This is a genomic window from Streptomyces sp. NPDC058671 (genome assembly GCF_042716475.1).
Classification (GTDB): domain Bacteria; phylum Actinomycetota; class Actinomycetes; order Streptomycetales; family Streptomycetaceae; genus Streptomyces.
In genome coordinates this window covers 121192-136139 of record NZ_JBHXSA010000021.1, presented here as the reverse complement: position 1 = coordinate 136139, position 14948 = coordinate 121192, and the positions used below count along the sequence as shown (strand labels likewise).

General features: G+C 72.9%; 17 protein-coding genes. 10 read left to right on the top strand and 7 right to left on the bottom strand.

Going from position 1 to position 14948, the window contains the following annotated elements:
* Positions 1 to 86: 86 nt before the first annotated feature.
* Both ACFWV2_RS25095 and ACFWV2_RS25090 read right to left on the bottom strand, forming a co-directional pair.
* The gene (locus ACFWV2_RS25095) at positions 87 to 680 is read right to left on the bottom strand and encodes a TetR/AcrR family transcriptional regulator (RefSeq protein ID WP_250763908.1); all 594 of its coding nucleotides are present in this window, start codon (positions 678 to 680) and stop codon (positions 87 to 89) included.
* A gap of 107 nt (positions 681 to 787) precedes the next feature.
* The gene (locus tag ACFWV2_RS25090; RefSeq protein WP_384407878.1) at positions 788 to 1582 is read right to left on the bottom strand and encodes an SDR family oxidoreductase; all 795 of its coding nucleotides are present in this window, start codon (positions 1580 to 1582) and stop codon (positions 788 to 790) included.
* Positions 1583 to 1796: 214 nt separating this feature from the next.
* Here ACFWV2_RS25090 and ACFWV2_RS25085 point away from each other — a divergent pair, with 214 nt between their 5' ends.
* The 3 genes from ACFWV2_RS25085 (at position 1797) to ACFWV2_RS25075 (ending at position 5410) form a co-directional block, all read left to right on the top strand.
* Positions 1797 to 3047, top strand: coding sequence for an exo-beta-N-acetylmuramidase NamZ domain-containing protein (locus tag ACFWV2_RS25085; RefSeq protein WP_384407876.1), 1251 nt, complete (start codon positions 1797 to 1799; stop codon positions 3045 to 3047).
* 170 nt (positions 3048 to 3217) lie between these two features.
* Positions 3218 to 4552, top strand: coding sequence for an erythromycin esterase family protein (locus ACFWV2_RS25080; protein ID WP_384407874.1), 1335 nt, complete (start codon positions 3218 to 3220; stop codon positions 4550 to 4552).
* A 243-nt stretch (positions 4553 to 4795) separates the two neighbouring features.
* Positions 4796 to 5410: a hypothetical protein gene (locus ACFWV2_RS25075; protein ID WP_384407872.1), complete on the top strand. Its 615-nt coding sequence runs from the start codon at positions 4796 to 4798 to the stop codon at positions 5408 to 5410.
* Between the two features lie 107 nt (positions 5411 to 5517).
* Here the strand turns inward: ACFWV2_RS25075 and soxR are convergent, their stop codons facing one another.
* On the bottom strand, positions 5518 to 6003 hold the full coding sequence (gene soxR / locus ACFWV2_RS25070; RefSeq protein ID WP_384407870.1) for a redox-sensitive transcriptional activator SoxR: 486 nt from the start codon (positions 6001 to 6003) through the stop codon (positions 5518 to 5520).
* Positions 6004 to 6151: 148 nt separating this feature from the next.
* Between soxR and ACFWV2_RS25065 the strand changes: the two genes are divergently transcribed.
* Positions 6152 to 6613 (top strand): MaoC family dehydratase, encoded by a 462-nt coding sequence (locus ACFWV2_RS25065; RefSeq protein ID WP_384407868.1) that lies wholly within the window; start codon positions 6152 to 6154, stop codon positions 6611 to 6613.
* On the opposite strand, the gene ACFWV2_RS25060 is transcribed toward ACFWV2_RS25065, so the two are convergent.
* The 3 genes from ACFWV2_RS25060 to ACFWV2_RS25050 all read right to left on the bottom strand — a co-directional run bounded on the left by ACFWV2_RS25060 (position 6604) and on the right by ACFWV2_RS25050 (position 8881).
* Complete coding sequence (locus tag ACFWV2_RS25060; RefSeq protein ID WP_384407866.1) at positions 6604 to 7230, bottom strand: TetR/AcrR family transcriptional regulator; 627 nt, start codon at positions 7228 to 7230, stop codon at positions 6604 to 6606. The genes ACFWV2_RS25065 and ACFWV2_RS25060 overlap by 10 nt on opposite strands.
* A gap of 109 nt (positions 7231 to 7339) precedes the next feature.
* Positions 7340 to 7627, bottom strand: coding sequence for a YiaA/YiaB family inner membrane protein (locus ACFWV2_RS25055; protein ID WP_384407864.1), 288 nt, complete (start codon positions 7625 to 7627; stop codon positions 7340 to 7342).
* A gap of 102 nt (positions 7628 to 7729) precedes the next feature.
* Complete coding sequence (locus ACFWV2_RS25050; RefSeq protein WP_384407862.1) at positions 7730 to 8881, bottom strand: acyl-CoA dehydrogenase family protein; 1152 nt, start codon at positions 8879 to 8881, stop codon at positions 7730 to 7732.
* An 81-nt stretch (positions 8882 to 8962) separates the two neighbouring features.
* Here ACFWV2_RS25050 and ACFWV2_RS25045 point away from each other — a divergent pair, with 81 nt between their 5' ends.
* From ACFWV2_RS25045 to ACFWV2_RS25030, 4 genes are all read left to right on the top strand, one after another.
* Entirely contained in the window at positions 8963 to 9646 is a 684-nt protein-coding gene (locus ACFWV2_RS25045) for a TetR/AcrR family transcriptional regulator (RefSeq protein ID WP_384407860.1), read from the top strand.
* An 18-nt stretch (positions 9647 to 9664) separates the two neighbouring features.
* On the top strand, positions 9665 to 10360 hold the full coding sequence (locus ACFWV2_RS25040; RefSeq protein WP_384407858.1) for an ArsR/SmtB family transcription factor: 696 nt from the start codon (positions 9665 to 9667) through the stop codon (positions 10358 to 10360).
* A gap of 135 nt (positions 10361 to 10495) precedes the next feature.
* Positions 10496 to 11410 carry a DMT family transporter gene (locus ACFWV2_RS25035; protein WP_384407856.1) on the top strand — a complete coding sequence of 305 codons (915 nt, stop codon included), beginning with the start codon at positions 10496 to 10498 and terminating at the stop codon, positions 11408 to 11410.
* A 212-nt stretch (positions 11411 to 11622) separates the two neighbouring features.
* Entirely contained in the window at positions 11623 to 12300 is a 678-nt protein-coding gene (locus tag ACFWV2_RS25030; RefSeq protein WP_384407854.1) for a TetR family transcriptional regulator, read from the top strand.
* Between the two features lie 52 nt (positions 12301 to 12352).
* On the opposite strand, the gene ACFWV2_RS25025 is transcribed toward ACFWV2_RS25030, so the two are convergent.
* Complete coding sequence (locus ACFWV2_RS25025) at positions 12353 to 13015, bottom strand: TetR/AcrR family transcriptional regulator (RefSeq protein ID WP_384407852.1); 663 nt, start codon at positions 13013 to 13015, stop codon at positions 12353 to 12355.
* A 122-nt stretch (positions 13016 to 13137) separates the two neighbouring features.
* Here ACFWV2_RS25025 and ACFWV2_RS25020 point away from each other — a divergent pair, with 122 nt between their 5' ends.
* The gene (locus ACFWV2_RS25020) at positions 13138 to 14076 is read left to right on the top strand and encodes a DMT family transporter (RefSeq protein WP_384407850.1); all 939 of its coding nucleotides are present in this window, start codon (positions 13138 to 13140) and stop codon (positions 14074 to 14076) included.
* A gap of 67 nt (positions 14077 to 14143) precedes the next feature.
* Entirely contained in the window at positions 14144 to 14944 is an 801-nt protein-coding gene (locus tag ACFWV2_RS25015; protein ID WP_384407848.1) for an MBL fold metallo-hydrolase, read from the top strand.
* Positions 14945 to 14948: the final 4 nt, after the last annotated feature.

Below are 14948 nucleotides of genomic sequence, written 5' to 3'. Positions count from 1 at the left end.
GGGGGCGGTGTTTTACTTTTCTGTTTTGTCTGCGGGGTGGGGGGCCCCACGCCGGGGGGGTTGGGGGCCCCTCTCCCGTACGGCCGCTACGGGCGGAGCGCCCGGAGCAGGAGGTCCGCGAGGTGGCCGGCGACCTGTTCGGGCGTGAGCGGGCCGTCCGGGCGGTACCAGGTGGAGAGGTGGTGCACCGAGCCGAAATGGTAGTCGACCACCAGGTCGGCGGGGGTCGCGGCGGAGAACACCCCGGCCTGCTGGCCCTCCTCGATCAGGGCGCGGAACCGTTCGTGGTAGCGGCGCCGCTCGGATCGGACCTGCTTGTTCTTCTCGGGGCTCAGGTGGTGCATGGAGCGGAAGAAGATGGCGGCGTCGTCGAGGTTCTCGATGGTGGTCACGACGACGTCGGCCGCGGCGTCGCGCAGCCGGTCCTCGACGGGCGCGTCGGCGTCGGCGAACGCGTCGAGGCGCTCCTGCTGGAGGCGCAGGACGCGGGAGTAGACCTCCTGGAGGAGATCCTCCTTGGAGCCGAAGTAGTGGTAGAGGGCGCCCTTGGTGACCCCGGCGGCCTCGACGATCTCCTGGACGGAGGTGCGGTCGTAACCCTGCTCCGCGAAGAGCCGGGTGGCGGCGGCGAGGAGCCTCTGGGGGACGGGGGTACCGCTCCCGTCCGTCGTCCTGGCCATGCTCCGCCGCCTTCCGTGGTGATCGTTTTCGGTCATGGGGAACGTGTTCCCGCCGGTAGATCTTCCCATCCGCCGGGGGCCGGCGCCGACGGGTGCCCGTCCGGGGGCTATCGGGGGCCCGTCTCCCAGGCCTGCTGGAGGTGGTTCATCGTGCCCAGCCAGCGCTCGGGGTCGGTGGCCCGGTTGCGGTAGTAACCGGCGACCTCGGGGTGCGGCAGGACGAGGAAGCGGTCGGCCGCCACGGCGTCGAGCAGGGCGTCGGCGACGGCCTCGGGCTCGATGGCGGTGGGGGCCAGGACGAGCTCGCCGGCCGTTCCGGCGGAGGCGAGCATGTCCGTACGGACGCCCTGGGGGCAGATGGCGTGCACCGTGAGGCCGCGGTGCCGGTACGTGAGGGAGAGCCATTCGGCGAAGGCGTACGCGCCGTGCTTGGAGACGCTGTAGGGCGCGGCTCCGATCATGGTGAGCAGTCCGGCGGCGGAGACGGTGGAGACGAACCGGCCGCTGCCGCGCTCCAGCCACTCCGGGAGGAGGGCGCGGGCGGCGCGGACGTGGGCCATGACGTTGACGTCCCAGGCGGCGGCCCACACGTCCTCGTCGGCGAAGGCGTCGCCGGGCGAGGAGAGTCCGGCGTTGGCGCACCAGATGTCGACGGTGCCGCCGAGGGCCTCGCGGGCCTCGTCGACGACGGCGGAGGCGTCCCCGGGGACGGCGAGGGCGCCGATCTCCTCGGCGACGGCCTTGGTGCGGTCGGGGTCGAGGTCGTTGACGACGACCCGGGCTCCCTCGGCGGCGAACCGGCGGGCGAGGGCGGCGCCGATGCCTCCGCCCGCTCCCGTGACGACGACTCCTGCGCCCCGGACGACACTCGCGCCCGTGCTCCCGCTCGTACCCGCACCCATGGCGTGGTCCACCTCTCCGCGATGACGTCCCTGACCTGTCGACCGGCAGACTAACCGGTCGGTATGTCGGGAGGGAAGAGACCGGGCGGGGGGGGGACGGAGGGGCCGGAGCTGACGGGTCCCGCACGCCTCGTTCCCCGGGGGCGCCGTGAGCGTTAGCGTGCGTGCCCATGTCACGCGCCCCGCCGGGGCCGGCCATCGAGGAGGTTTCCGCATGAACCTGTCGCGACGGAGTCTGCTGGCCGCCGGAGGCGCGCTGGGGGTGGTGGCGGCCACCGCGCCCCCCGCGCCGGCGGCCGGGGAGGAGTCGGGCCGGCCGCGGGTACGGACCGGATTCGAGCGGCTGGCGGCCGACGGGTACGCCCTCCTCGCCGGCGAGCGGGTCGGCGTCGTCACCAATCCGACCGGCGTCACCCGGGACGCGCGGCACATCGTGGACGCGATGCACGCCGACGAGCGGGTGGACCTGGTCGCCGTCTTCGGACCCGAGCACGGCTTCCGCGGCACGGCCCAGGCGGGTGGCTCCGAGGGCCGGTACGACGACCCGGCGACCGGACTGCCCGTCTACGACACGTACCTGAAGAGCGGACAGCCGCTCGCCGACGTCTTCACCGCCTCCGGGGTGGACGCGGTCGTCTTCGACATCCAGGACGTCGGCGCCCGCTTCTACACCTACATCTGGACGCTGTACGACTGCATGGTGGCCGCCGCGCTCGCCGGGAAGCGGTTCGTGGTCCTGGACCGGCCGAACCCGGTGACCGGGCGGGCGGCGCTCGGCCCGGTCCTGGACCGGGCGTTCGCCACGTTCGTCGGACGCGAGCCGATCGCGCAGGCGCACGGCATGACGGTGGCCGAGCTGGCCCGGCTGTTCAACGGCGAGTTCCTGAGCTCGCCCGTCGCCCTGGAGACGGTCCGGATGTCGGGGTGGCGGCGCACGGCGTTCTTCGACGCGACCGGGCTGCCCTGGGTGCCACCGAGCCCGAACATGCCGACGCCGGAGACCGCGCTCGTCTACTCCGGCACCTGCCTCTTCGAGGGGACCAACCTGTCCGAGGGGCGGGGTACCACCCGCCCGTTCGAACTCCTCGGCGCCGAGGGGATCGACCGCCGGTGGGCGGAGGCGGCGAACGCGCTGGGGCTGCCCGGGGTCCGGTTCCGGGAGGCGTACTTCGCGCCGACGTTCTCCAAGTTCCAGGGCAGGACGGTGGGCGGGGTGCAGCTGCACGTCCACGACCGGGACTCCTTCGACCCGGTACGGACCGGGATCGGGCTCCTGGTCACCGCCCGGAGCTCGTGGTCCGGCTTCGCCTGGCGGGCGGACCACTGGATCGACAAGCTGACCGGTTCGACCCGGGTGCGGACGCTGATCGACGCCGGCGCGGGCGTCGACGAGACCGTGGGGGCGTGGCAGGCGGACCTGGCGGCCTTCCGGGCGGTGCGGGAGGAGTACCTGCTCTACCGCTGAGAGGAGTGCCTGTTCTGCCACTGAGGCGGAGCGCGACCGGGCGGGGGCTCTCCGGTCGCCCGAGGCGAGGGGGCCGGGGGGCGGGTGGAGAGCCTGCGGGGGGTGTCCCCCCGCTCGACCGGGGTGCGGGCGGGATGTCCCCTGGGCGTCCCGCCGACCACGCTGGCCCCATGAACCTCTCCTTACGCCGCCGGCTGCCCCTCGTCGGACTCCTGCTCGCCGCCTGCCTCGGCACCCTGGCGCCCGCCGCCGGCGCCACCACCGACCCGGCCACGCCGGACCCCGCGCGCGAACTCGCCCGTACCGCCCAGCCCTTGACCGACCTGCGCCCGCTCGACCGGATGATCGGCTCGGCCAAGGTGGTCGGGATCGGCGAGGCCACCCACAGTTCGGCCGAGTTCTTCACCACCAAGCACCGGATCTTCGAACACCTCGTGGAACGAAGGGGCTTCACCACCTTCGCGCTGGAGACAAGCTGGTCCACCGGACTGCTCGTCGACGAGTGGGTGACCACCGGCCGCGGTGACATCCGGAAGATCATGCGGGACGAGTTCCAGGAGTCGTACCGACTCTGGAACACCGAGGAGTACCTCGACCTCTTCCACTGGATGCGGCGGCACAACCAGCTCCACCCCGGGCACCGGGTCCGCTTCATGGGCAACGACCTCGGCTACGCCGGCGGGAACGTCTTCGACGAGGTCACCTCGTACGTGGCCCGCGTCCACCCGGCGCTCCTCCCCCGCTTCCAGGAGCTGTACCGGGCCTCGCGCCCCACGGGCGGGGTGGAGGCGTGGATGAAGGGGTACATGACCAGGCCGCGGGCCGAACGGCGACGGATGGCCGACGAGGTGAACACCGCCTTCGCCCTCCTGGAGCGCCAGAGCCCCGGGAAGGACGCACGCGCGCGTGAGGCCGCAGCGTGGGCCGTCCAGCACGCTCGGGCCATCGCCCAGGTCGGCACGGAGTACGCGCACGACATCCTGACGGACGCGGGGGTCGCCGCGGCGATGCTCTACCGGGACCGGGTCATGGCCGAGAACACCGTGTGGTGGCAGCGGCGGACCGGCGACCGGATCCTGCTCTCCGCGCACAACGGGCACGTGGGGTACGAGACCACGAAGCCGGACCAGTACCCCCGGCTCCAGGGCGCGTTCCTCCGGGACGCCCTCGGGCGGGACTACGTGAGCGTCGGGGCCTCCTTCGGACAGGGCTCCTTCAACGCCCACGACACCGAGGCCCCGGGCGAGCCGCTGCGGCCCTTCACCGTCGGCACGCTCGGCCCCGACAGCAACGCCCACACCCTCGACCGGGTCGCGCCCGACGCCTTCTACCTGGACCTCCGGCGCACCACACCGGCGGCGCGGGCCTGGCTGGGCAGCCACCGGCCGAGCCGCCTCATCGGGACCGCTTACCCCTGGCCCGGCGCCGTCGCTCCGGTCCGCCTCGCCACGGCCTACGACCTCCTCATCCACTTCCCCCGGATCACGGCGGCACGGCTGCGCTGACCGGGGCGTCACCGGTCCCGGCCGAACTCCGGCCACGGCCACGCGCGGGCGTGCCGGCTTCGGAAGGGCCGTCAGGGGCTGGTCAGAGGCCTGCCCGGCCTCGGCGGACGCCTGGGCGGGGCGGGGTCACAAGGGCCTCTTCCGCGCCATTGACGGATGCCATCCGTATTCCGATGGAACACGACGGGGCGCTCGTTCGTCCCTCTGATACCACGGAAGGACCAGCGACGGAGGTGGCGGGAGATGGCCGGTTTCCGGAGTCTCGCGAGACAGGTGCGCGATCCGGGGTGCGACACGGCGCTGCGCAGGTACTCGCTGCGCAAGTGCCTGGAGCGGTTCGCGCCGTACGGGCACCGGGCGACGTGGGACCACCTGTGCCGCCGGCACAGGTTCGGCCCCGAGGACCGGGAACTCGACCCCGGGCGGCTGGTCGCCGCGCTCGACGAGCTGGAGGAGGCGCGGGCCCTGTGGCTCGCGTACGAGGAGAGGTTCGCCGCCCGACGGCGGCGGGAGAAGCACGAGGGCCTGCGCCGGCCCGGGGCGCTCGACGACTGGCACCGGCGGGTCTGGGGCGGCAACGGCGTGGTCCGGTGCGGCGATCCCGCGGTGCATCCGTCGGACCCGCTGCCGGAGGTGCTGCGGCGGCTGATCACGGCTCTGGAGCGCGGACCCGGCGAGGGGTGCCCGGTGTGCGCCGGGCCGCACATCGAATGGGCCGGCCCTGGCGACACGTTCGCACCGGCGCCAGGACCGGTCTGCGGGGACTGCGGGGTGGGCGTACCGCGTGCGGTGCTGACCTCGGGGGCGCTGGCACGCGCCCGCGGGGAGCGCCCCCGGTCGCTGGCGCCGGCCGCGTGAGCGGCGGGGGGCGCGAGACGCTCCCCGCGCCTCCACCGGCGGCGCCCGGCGGGTGTCGGCCCGCCGGGTCACCCCCGGCCGTGACGCCCCGTCGGCGGAGTCCGCTCTCAGGGGGCGGGCGTGCCGTCCGTGCCGGGTCGGCGGACCGGCAGCAGGCGGGAGCCCACCATCCGTTCGCCGACGATGTCGTCCGGGTTGGACAGGACGCAGGTCTCCAGCGAGAGGCAGCCGCAGCCGATGCAGTCCGTCAGGTGGTCGCGGAGCCGGCCGAGCTGTCTGATGCGCTCGTCGAGTTCGGTGCGCCAGGCGGCCGAGAGCCTCGCCCAGTCGTCGTTCGTGGGGGTCCGCTCCTCGGGGAGCTGCGCGAGCGCCTCGCGGATGGTGGCCAGCGGGATCCCGACCCGCTGTGCGGCGCGGACGAAGGCGACCCTGCGCAGGGTGTCGCGGCCGTAACGGCGCTGGTTGCCGCTGGTGCGGCGGCTGCTGATGAGCCCCTTCGCCTCGTAGAAGTGGAGGGCGGAGACGGCGGCCCCGCTGCGGGCGGAGAGCTGACCGACGGTGAGTTCGTGGATCTTCTCTGGAATCTGCGGCACCCGGCGACCCTACTGGTCCGTGGACGATGCACCTTCCGGTCCGTTGACAGCGCACCCCTCACCCCCACATGCTGAGCAAGCGCTTAGATACCGACCATTGGGTATGCCGTGCCGGATGGGGTACGCCGTACCAGAAGGGATCAGGAACATGGCCGAGCCGAGGATCTTCACCTCCGCCGACGAGCTGCGTGCGGGGGTCGGCGAGCAGCTGGGGCACAGCGACTGGCTGGAGGTCGACCAGAAGCGGATCGACCTCTTCGCGGAGGCGACCGGGGACCACCAGTGGATCCACGTGGACCCGGAGCGCGCGGCCTCGGGCCCGTTCGGCACCACGATCGCGCACGGCTATCTGACCCTGTCGCTGCTGCCCGCCCTCGTCCCGCAGGTCCTGCGGGTCGAGGGCGTGAAGATGGGCATCAACTACGGCACGGAGAAGGTGCGTTTCCCCGCTCCCGTGCCGGTCGGCTCGCGGCTGCGCGCCACGGCCGTCCTGACGAAGGTGGAGGAGGCGGGCGGCGGCGTGCAGGTGACGGCGGCGGTGACGGTGGAGCGCGAGGGGTCCGAGAAGCCGGTCTGCGTCGCCGAATCGGTCTCCCGCTACTACTTCTGAGCGCCGACCATCCTGAGCACGAGGTCGGCGTAGAGCGCGCCGACCTCGTCGGGTGTCCGGCGGCCCTGGGTGTTGAACCAGCGCGAGACGTCGATGCAGAGGGAGAGCACGGCGACCGTCGTGCCGGCCACGTCGGGCACGTCGAACTCGCCCGCCGCCACACCCTCCTCGATGATGCGGCGCACCACCGCGTCGGACGCGCGGCGCAGTTCGACGATCTCGGCGCGGTGCTCGGGGCCGAGGGCGTCGAGTTCGTACTGGACGACCCGGGCCGTCGTGTGGCGCTCGGCGTGCCAGCGGACGAAGGAGCGGACGGCGTCGGCGAGGCGCTCGGCGGCCGTGCCGTCGGCGTCGGCGGAGGCCGTGAGGATGTCCAGGGCGCGGTCGTGCCCGATCCGGCTGATCCGGTGGAGCAGCTCTTCCTTGGTCTTGTAGTGGATGTAGAGCGCGGCCGGGCTCATCCCGGCGCGGCCGGCGATGTCCCTGGTGGTGGTGGCGTGGTAGCCCCGCTCGGCGAACGCCTCGACGGCGGCCACCAGCAGCCGCCGGGCGGCCTCGGGCGTGACCTCGCCCCAGGGCATGTCCTCGACCCCGGGGGTCTCCTCCGCCGCGCTCATCCCGCACTCCTTCTCGACCCCGTCAGAACGAACACCATACAACGAGGGTGAGCAAGCGCTTAGAGGGCGGCGGGGGAGATCGGCGGCCGCAGCGCGGGGCCCCGACGGCTCAGAGCTTCTGGAACGGGTCGTGCTCGGCGAGGAGCTTCTCGAGGCGGGCCTGGTCGACCCGGCTGACGATCTGCCCGGCCTCCTGGCGGTCACGGACGACCTTCGCCAGCGTGAAGGCCGAGGTCGTGAGGTAGAGGACCGAGACGGCGAGGAAGGCCCGCACCCAGGCGCTCGCCTCCAGCTGGAAGATCCCGATGGCCACGGCGGCGAGGGCGATGCCGAAGGAGAGGACGGCCTGCGTGTAGTAGGCGGCGGTGTTCTGCTGCTTGACGGGTGTGTCGCTCATGCCGGACAGCATGGGCCGGATGTGGCGGGTGCCACATCCGTCCGCGTACTCAGTGACGTACTCAGAGGCGGTCCGCGGGGGAGGCGGCGGCCGGGCCGGGGGTCAGAAGGCCGACACCCCCGTCAGTGCCCGTCCGATGATCAGCTTCTGGATCTGGGTCGTGCCCTCGTACAGGGTCATCACCCGCGCGTCGCGGACCAGCTTGCCCACCGGGTACTCGTCGATGTAGCCGTAGCCGCCGAAGACCTGGAGGGCGTTGTTCGCGGCGCGGACGGCGGCCTCGGAGGCATACAGCTTCGCCTTGGAGGCGGCGGTCGCGAAGTCCTGGCCGCGGTCGACGAGGTCGGCGACCCGCCAGGTGAGCAGCCGGGCGGCGTCCACGTCGACGGCGATGTCGCTGATCAGCTCCTGTACGAGCTGGTAGGAGGCGATGGGCTTTCCGAACTGCTCCCGCTCCCCCGCGTACCGCAGGGCGGCGTCCAGGGCGGCCTGCGCGATACCGACGCAGCCCGCGGCGACCGACATGCGCCCCTTGGCGAGGGCGGACATGGCGACGGTGAAGCCCTTGCCCTCGGGTCCGAGCATCGCGTCGGCCGGGACGCGGACGCCGTCGAGGACGAGTTCGGCGGTGGCCTGGCCGCGCAGGCCGAGCTTGCCGTGGACGGGGCGGCGGGTGAGGCCGGGGGTGTCGGCGGGGACGAGGAAGGCGGAGACGCCCTTGTGGCCGGGGGTGTCGCCGGTGCGGGCGAAGAGCAGCACGACGTCGGCCCAGGTGCCGTTGGTGATGAACATCTTGGTGCCGTCGAGGACGTAGTCGTCCCCGTCCCGCACGGCCCTGGTGGCGAGGTTGCCGGCGTCGGACCCGGTGCCGGGTTCGGTGAGGCCGAAGCAGCCGAGCGCCTCACCGGAGGTGAGCCGGGGCAGCCACGCCCGCTTCTGCTCCTCGCTGCCCCAGGAGGCGATCGTCTTGGCGACCAGGCCGAGGGAGACGGAGACGATGCCGCGCACGGAGGAGTCGCCGCGCCCGAGTTCCTCGGTCACGAGGCAGTACGCGAGGTGGTCGCCGCCCGAGCCGCCGTACTCCTCCGGGACGGTGAGTCCGAGGAAGCCGACGGCGCCGAGCTTCTTGACGATCGCCCGGTCGACCTCCTCGGCGCGGTCCCACGCCGCGGCGTGCGGGGTCACCTCGCGCGCGACGAAGTCCTCGGCGAGCCGTCGTACGGCCTCCTGCTCCTCGCTCAGCGCCAGATCCACCGTGCACCCCTCACTCGGGCCGCCGCCCGGCTCGTTAATTACCACTGCTAGTTTTTTCTGCGCGGGCCTACTATGTGCGCCATGGCCCGACCGCGCAAGCCCCTGCTCAGCCGAGACCGCATCGTGGAGACGGCGGGCGCCCTCGTGGACGCGGAGGGCCTCGGCGCGCTCTCCACGCGCCGGCTCGCGGCCGAACTCGGAGTGAGCGGGCCTTCGCTGTACAACCACTTCCGCACGAAGGACGAGATCCTCGACGCCGTCGCCGACGCGGTGAGCGCGAAGATCGACCTGTCGATGTTCACGGAGACGGACGGCCGCGACTGGGTGACGGCGCTCCGGGACTGGGCCGTGTCCTACCGCGCCGCCCTCGCCGACCACCCGCACATCGTCCCGGTCCTCGCCCAGGGCCCCGGCCGCCGCCCGGCCGGTCTGCGCGTCGCGGACGCCGTCTTCGGTGCGATGGTCCGGGCGGGCTGGCCCCCGGCCCAGGCCACCTCCATCGGCGCCCTGATGCGGTACTTCATCACCGGGTCCGCGCTGGGCTCCTTCGCCCGTGGCTTCGTCGACGACGAGTCGGCCTACGACCCGGCCGACTATCCGCACCTCGGCCAGGCCCACCTCCTCGCGGAGCACCGCCAGAAGGTCGACGAGGGTGCCTTCGAGACGGGCCTGCGGGCCCTGCTCGACGGGCTGCGGCTCCAGTACGACACCCTCGGCCGGCGATCCGGGAACTCCTTCGACACTTCGGCCACCACCGAAGCGTGAGTGCGGGAGGCTGGCCCCATGGCAGCCAGTGACCTCGCCGCGCTCGCGGCGCTCCTCGCGGACGAGACCCGCGCCGCGTTCCTGCTCGCCCTGCTCGACGGAAGGGCGTGGACCGCCGGTGAGCTCGCCCGGCACGCGGGCGTGGCGCCCTCCACCACGAGCGAGCACCTCGGCAAGCTCGTCTCCGGCGGGGTGCTCGCGGAGGAACGGCAGGGACGCCACCGGTACGTGCGCCTCGCCGACCCCGGGATCGCCCACCTCGTCGAGGACCTGGCCGCCCGCTCCGAACCGGCGGTGGCCGCGCCGCCCCGCTCGTTGGGAGCCGCGAGCGCCGGACGGGCGATGGCCCGGGGGCGGACCTGCTACGACCACCTCGCGGGACGGCTCGGCATCGTCGTCACCGAGGCGATGACCGTGCGCGGCCTGCTGCGCCAGGACACCGGGTTCGCGCTCACGGACCGGGGCCTGGTCTGGTTCGACGAGCTGGGCGTCCCCCTCGTACGCCGGGGACGGCGGCCCGTCGCGCGCGGCTGCCTCGACTGGACCGAACGGAAGCCGCACCTCGCGGGGGTCGCGGGCGCCGCGCTGTGCGGGCACGCGCTGGACGCCGGATGGTGCGTACGGATCGGCTCCGAACGGGCCGTGAAGGTCACCGAGGCGGGCGAGAGCGCGCTGTACGCGTCCCTGGGCATCCCTCCGGCGGACCTGCGGTGATACCGCTCCGAGCCCGGAGCGCACCGGGTCGGTAGCGCGGCGGTTGCGCCGGACCGGACGCGAACGGCGGGCGCAGGACCACCGCCCGGTGATATTGCGGTGAGCGCCGAAGGGTCCGCGCCCTACGGTCGGGGCATGCAGAAGCAATCCTCGCGGCTCGCCTTCGCCGCCGCCGGTGTCACCGTGGTCCTCTGGGCCTCCGCCTTCGTCTCCATCCGCAGCGCCGGGGAGGCGTACTCCCCGGGCGCCCTCGCGCTGGGGCGGCTGCTCGCGGGGGTGCTGGTCCTCGGAGCCGTCCTCCTGGTCCGGCGAGAGGGGCCGCCGCCCCGGGCGGCCTGGCCGGGGATCGTGGTCTCGGGCCTCCTCTGGTTCGGGGTGTACATGGTGGTGCTGAACTGGGGCGAGCAGGAGGTCGACGCGGGCACGGCCGCGATGGTGGTGAACGTCGGGCCGATCCTGATCGCGCTGCTCGGCGCCCGGTTCCTCCAGGAGTCGTTGCCGCCCCGGCTGCTCGCGGGCATGGCGGTGTCCTTCGCGGGGGCGGTGACCGTGGGCCTGTCGATGTCCGCCGGGTCCTCCGGCGGGCACACGTTGGTGCTGGGGGTGCTGCTCTGCCTGCTGGCGGCGATGGCGTACGCGGGCGGGGTCGTGGCCCAGAAGCCGGCGCTCGCGCACGGCAGCGCGCTCCAGGTGACGACCTTCGGGTGCCTGGTGGGGGCGACGGCCTGCCTGCCGTTCGCCGGGCAGCTGGTCGAGGAGGCGGGCCGCGCCCCGCTGTCGGCGACCCTCAACATGGTCTATCTGGGCGTCTTCCCGACCGCGCTCGCGTTCACGACCTGGGCCTACGCCCTGGCGCGTACGACCGCCGGACGGATGGGCGCGACGACGTACGCCGTGCCCGCTCTCGTCGTGGCCATGGCGTGGGTGTTCCTGGGCGAGCTGCCGGGTCTGCTCACTCTCGCCGGCGGTGCGCTGTGCCTGGCGGGCGTGGCCGTTTCCCGATCACGCCCGCGGGCCTCGATCGCCTCCGGAACGGCTGGATCCACCTGACAGGCCGTACCTCCTGTTCCGGTCACTTCGCGGACGCAGGACGGGGGGTCGGTGCCCGCGACCTGGAGTGGAGATGCCCGTCAAGCCCCAGTTTCGGCCCGTGGGAGGGCGAGGTACGTTTCGCCGCCTCTCGGCCGGATAGTTTCGAGTCGGTCACAGACATGGGCCGGAACATAACGGTCCGGCACCTACGCGCATCGACGGGGGAGCTCATGGCGATTCAACAGCGGGCGGAACGGACCAGACAGGAAGTCCTGTCGGCAGCCGCGAGGGTGTTCGACGGGCTCGGATACGAGCGGGCCTCCCTGGCCCGGATAGCCGGGGAGGCCCGGGTCACCACCGGGGCCCTCGTCTTCCACTTCGCGACGAAGGCGGATCTGGCGATGGCGGTCCGCGAGCGGGCCCGCGCGGTCACCCGGATCACGGTCGAGTCGGCCTGCCTGTCCACGGAGGGCGTGGGCGGCACCGCGATCGACAAGCTGGTGATCGCCACCCACGCGCTGATCCGGCTCTTCGAGACGGATCCGATGGCACGGGCCGGCGAACGCCTCGCACGGGAACTGCAGTTAACCGGACCGGGGTTATCCGAGGACTGTCCCTGGCGGCGTGAGGTGGCCCGGCTGGCCCGCTTCGCCGCGGCCGAGAAGGCCCTGCGCCCCGGCGTGGACGCGGCGGCGGTCGCGGCGCTGATCGGGTACGTGATCACCGGGGTCGAGCTGGAGATGCGCGGCCCCGGCACCCCGACGGACGAGACCTGGTCCTCGGACGAGGGCCTCAGGAGCGCCGAGACCGGCGCGTTGCACGTCCCGGCCGAGCAACGGCTCAGCCGTATCTGGAAGTTGATATTGCCGGGCCTGGTCCACCCGGCCACCGGCCCGCAGTCCCCCTAGGGCCTGCCTCCCGCGGTTCACGACGGGGCCGCGGTCCTGAACCGGACCCTCCTCACTCCCCCGACCGCAGCAGCTGGCGGGCGAAGAGCGCCAGGGACCGGCCGATGCGCTCGGTGGACAGGCCCAGCTCGTGCCGCTGGAACTGGAAGAGCTCGGGCGACAGCGGGCCGAGCGCGATGTCGATCAGCGGGTCCGGGTCCTCGACCCCGTGGTCGACGAGCAGGGTGCGGACGTGGACGCGCCAGAAGCCGTAGGCGCCCGTCCGGAACCGCGCGGGCCCGGTCTCCGCCCCCAGCGCCAGCGGCAGGTGCCGTTCGAGCAGGTCGAGCATCGCCAGGTAGAACGCGGCGAGCCGCTCCCCTGCGGGGGCGCCGGGCCCCAGCGGCGGAGGCCCGTAGATCAGCTGGCCCTGGAGGCGGCGCTCGTGCTCGTCGAGCAGCGCGACGGCGACCGACGACGGATCGGGGAAGCTCCGGTACAGCGTGGCGCGGCCGACCCCGGCCGCCTTGGCGATCTTGTCCATGGTGACCGACCGGGGGTCCTGCTCGGCGAAGAGCTGCTCGGCCGCGGCCAGGATCTGGGCCCGGTTGCGTTCCGCGTCCGCGCGTCGGCGCGGGGCGACCGGCTGTTCGTCGGCCGCCTGAAGATCACCAAGGAGCCCGCCGACCCGGTGCACGGAGGCGGCTCCACGACCGCGCTGCTCGTCGTCGCTCATGGCCCAGACCTTACTTCCCCCGGAGCTAAGTGGACACCTTGTCCGCTTGATGGCTGTCGTGGCATGCTAAGCGGACTCAGTGTCCACTTACCCGCTCGCCATCCCGTCCCAGGGAGATCAAGATGCACACCGCGCTCCTCGCCGCGGCCCTGCTGGTCGGCTGCCTCCTGGCCGTCCAGGCCTCGGTGAACCTCCAGCTCAACTCGGCCGTCGGCACCCCGTACGGCGCCTCGACCATCCAGCTCGGCGTCGCCACCGGTCTGCTGACCGTCCTCGCGGTGGCGGCCGGAGCCCTCGGCGCCCTCGGCAAACTGCCCGACGTCGAGGCCTGGCAGCTCCTGGGCGGCCTCGCGAGTCCGCTCTACATCACCAGCGGCATCCTGCTCTTCCCGCGGCTCGGAGCCCTCGCCGCGGTCGGGCTCTTCGTCACGGGCCAGATGTTCGCCTCGCTCGCGCTCGACCTGTTCGGTCTGCTCGGCCTCGAACAGAAGGACCTCAGCGCCGGGATCGTCATCGGCGCCGTGGCCGTGCTCGCCGGCATCGTCGTGATCATCCGGGGCATGAAGGCAGCCGCCCCTCCCGGCGCGCCCAGGATGTCGAGCGCCGGCCGTGTCGGCTGGCTCGTCCTCGGTGTCGTCGCCGGCGCCGTGCTGCCCGTGCAGGGCGCGGTCAACGCACAGCTGCGCGCCCAGCTCAAGGAGCCCATCACCGTCGCCGTGATCAGCTTCGCCGTGGCGACCTTCACCATCGCCGTCGTGCTGCTCGTGCTCTACGCGACCCGCCGCACCCCCAAGCCCAAGATCGCGCCGCTGAAGAAGATGCCCTGGTGGGGCTGGCTCGGTGGCGCCTGCGCCGCCGCCTACGTCACCGGGACCTTCCTGCTCATCCCCTCCATCGGGGCGGCCGTGACCATCGCGCTCACCGTGACGGGCCAGCAGCTCACCTCGGCGCTGATCGACCACAAGGGCCTGTTCAAGCTCCCCCAGCGCACCCTCACGAAGCCGCGCGCCCTGGGCCTCGTCCTGCTGATCGCAGGCTCCCTGACCATCCAGCTCGTCTGACCGGGTCCGCCGCCCCGGGTCCCGCCCGGGGGCCGCGGCCCGCTCGGTGCGTCATGAAAGGCTCGTCATGAAACCGTCCTACACCGCCGGGCCGGACATCCACGTCCTCCCCTCGGCGCTGCCCATACCGGGCATCGGCGACCAGCCGGTGAACGCCTTCCTCGTACGGTCCGGTCAGCCGTTCCTCGTGGACACCGGCATGCCCGTGGACCGGCAGGGCTTCCTGGACTCCCTCTGGTCGCTGATCGAGCCCGCCGACCTGCGCTGGGTCGTCGTCACCCACGACGACCGCGACCACACCGGAGCCCTCGCGGACATCCTGGCGGCCGCGCCGCACGCCAAGGTCCTCGCCAACGCGATATCGGTGACGCGAATATCCGAAGAGTTCAGCATTCCGCAGGACCGGGTGGTGACCGCGAACCCGGGAAACCGGGTGAAAATCGGCGACCGTGAGCTGAGTTTTCACCGGCCGCCCACGTTCGATTCACCCGGAACCCTCGCCGTGTTCGACCACTCCGATGGAACGCTCTACAGCTCCGACAGTTTCGGAACCGTCGTCGAGGAAATACGCCAGGACTTCGCGGACCTTTCCGAGGAGGAATTCTTCCGGGGCTTCGACGTCCTGAACCGGGCGATAGCGCCGTGGACCGCACTGGTCGACGAGAAGAAGTTCCTCCGGCCGGTGCGCGAGCTGGCCGCCCTGCGCCCCGCCCGGCTGCTCAGCGCCCACGGGCCGACCGTCCGCGAGGACTCCGTGCCCCGCCTCTTCCGGGCGATGGCCCGCATCCCCTCCCTGCCCGCCTGGCTGCCCGGCGCCGACCTCGACATCGAGGCGGCGCTCGACGCCATCGAGTCCCCCGCCGGCTGAGCCC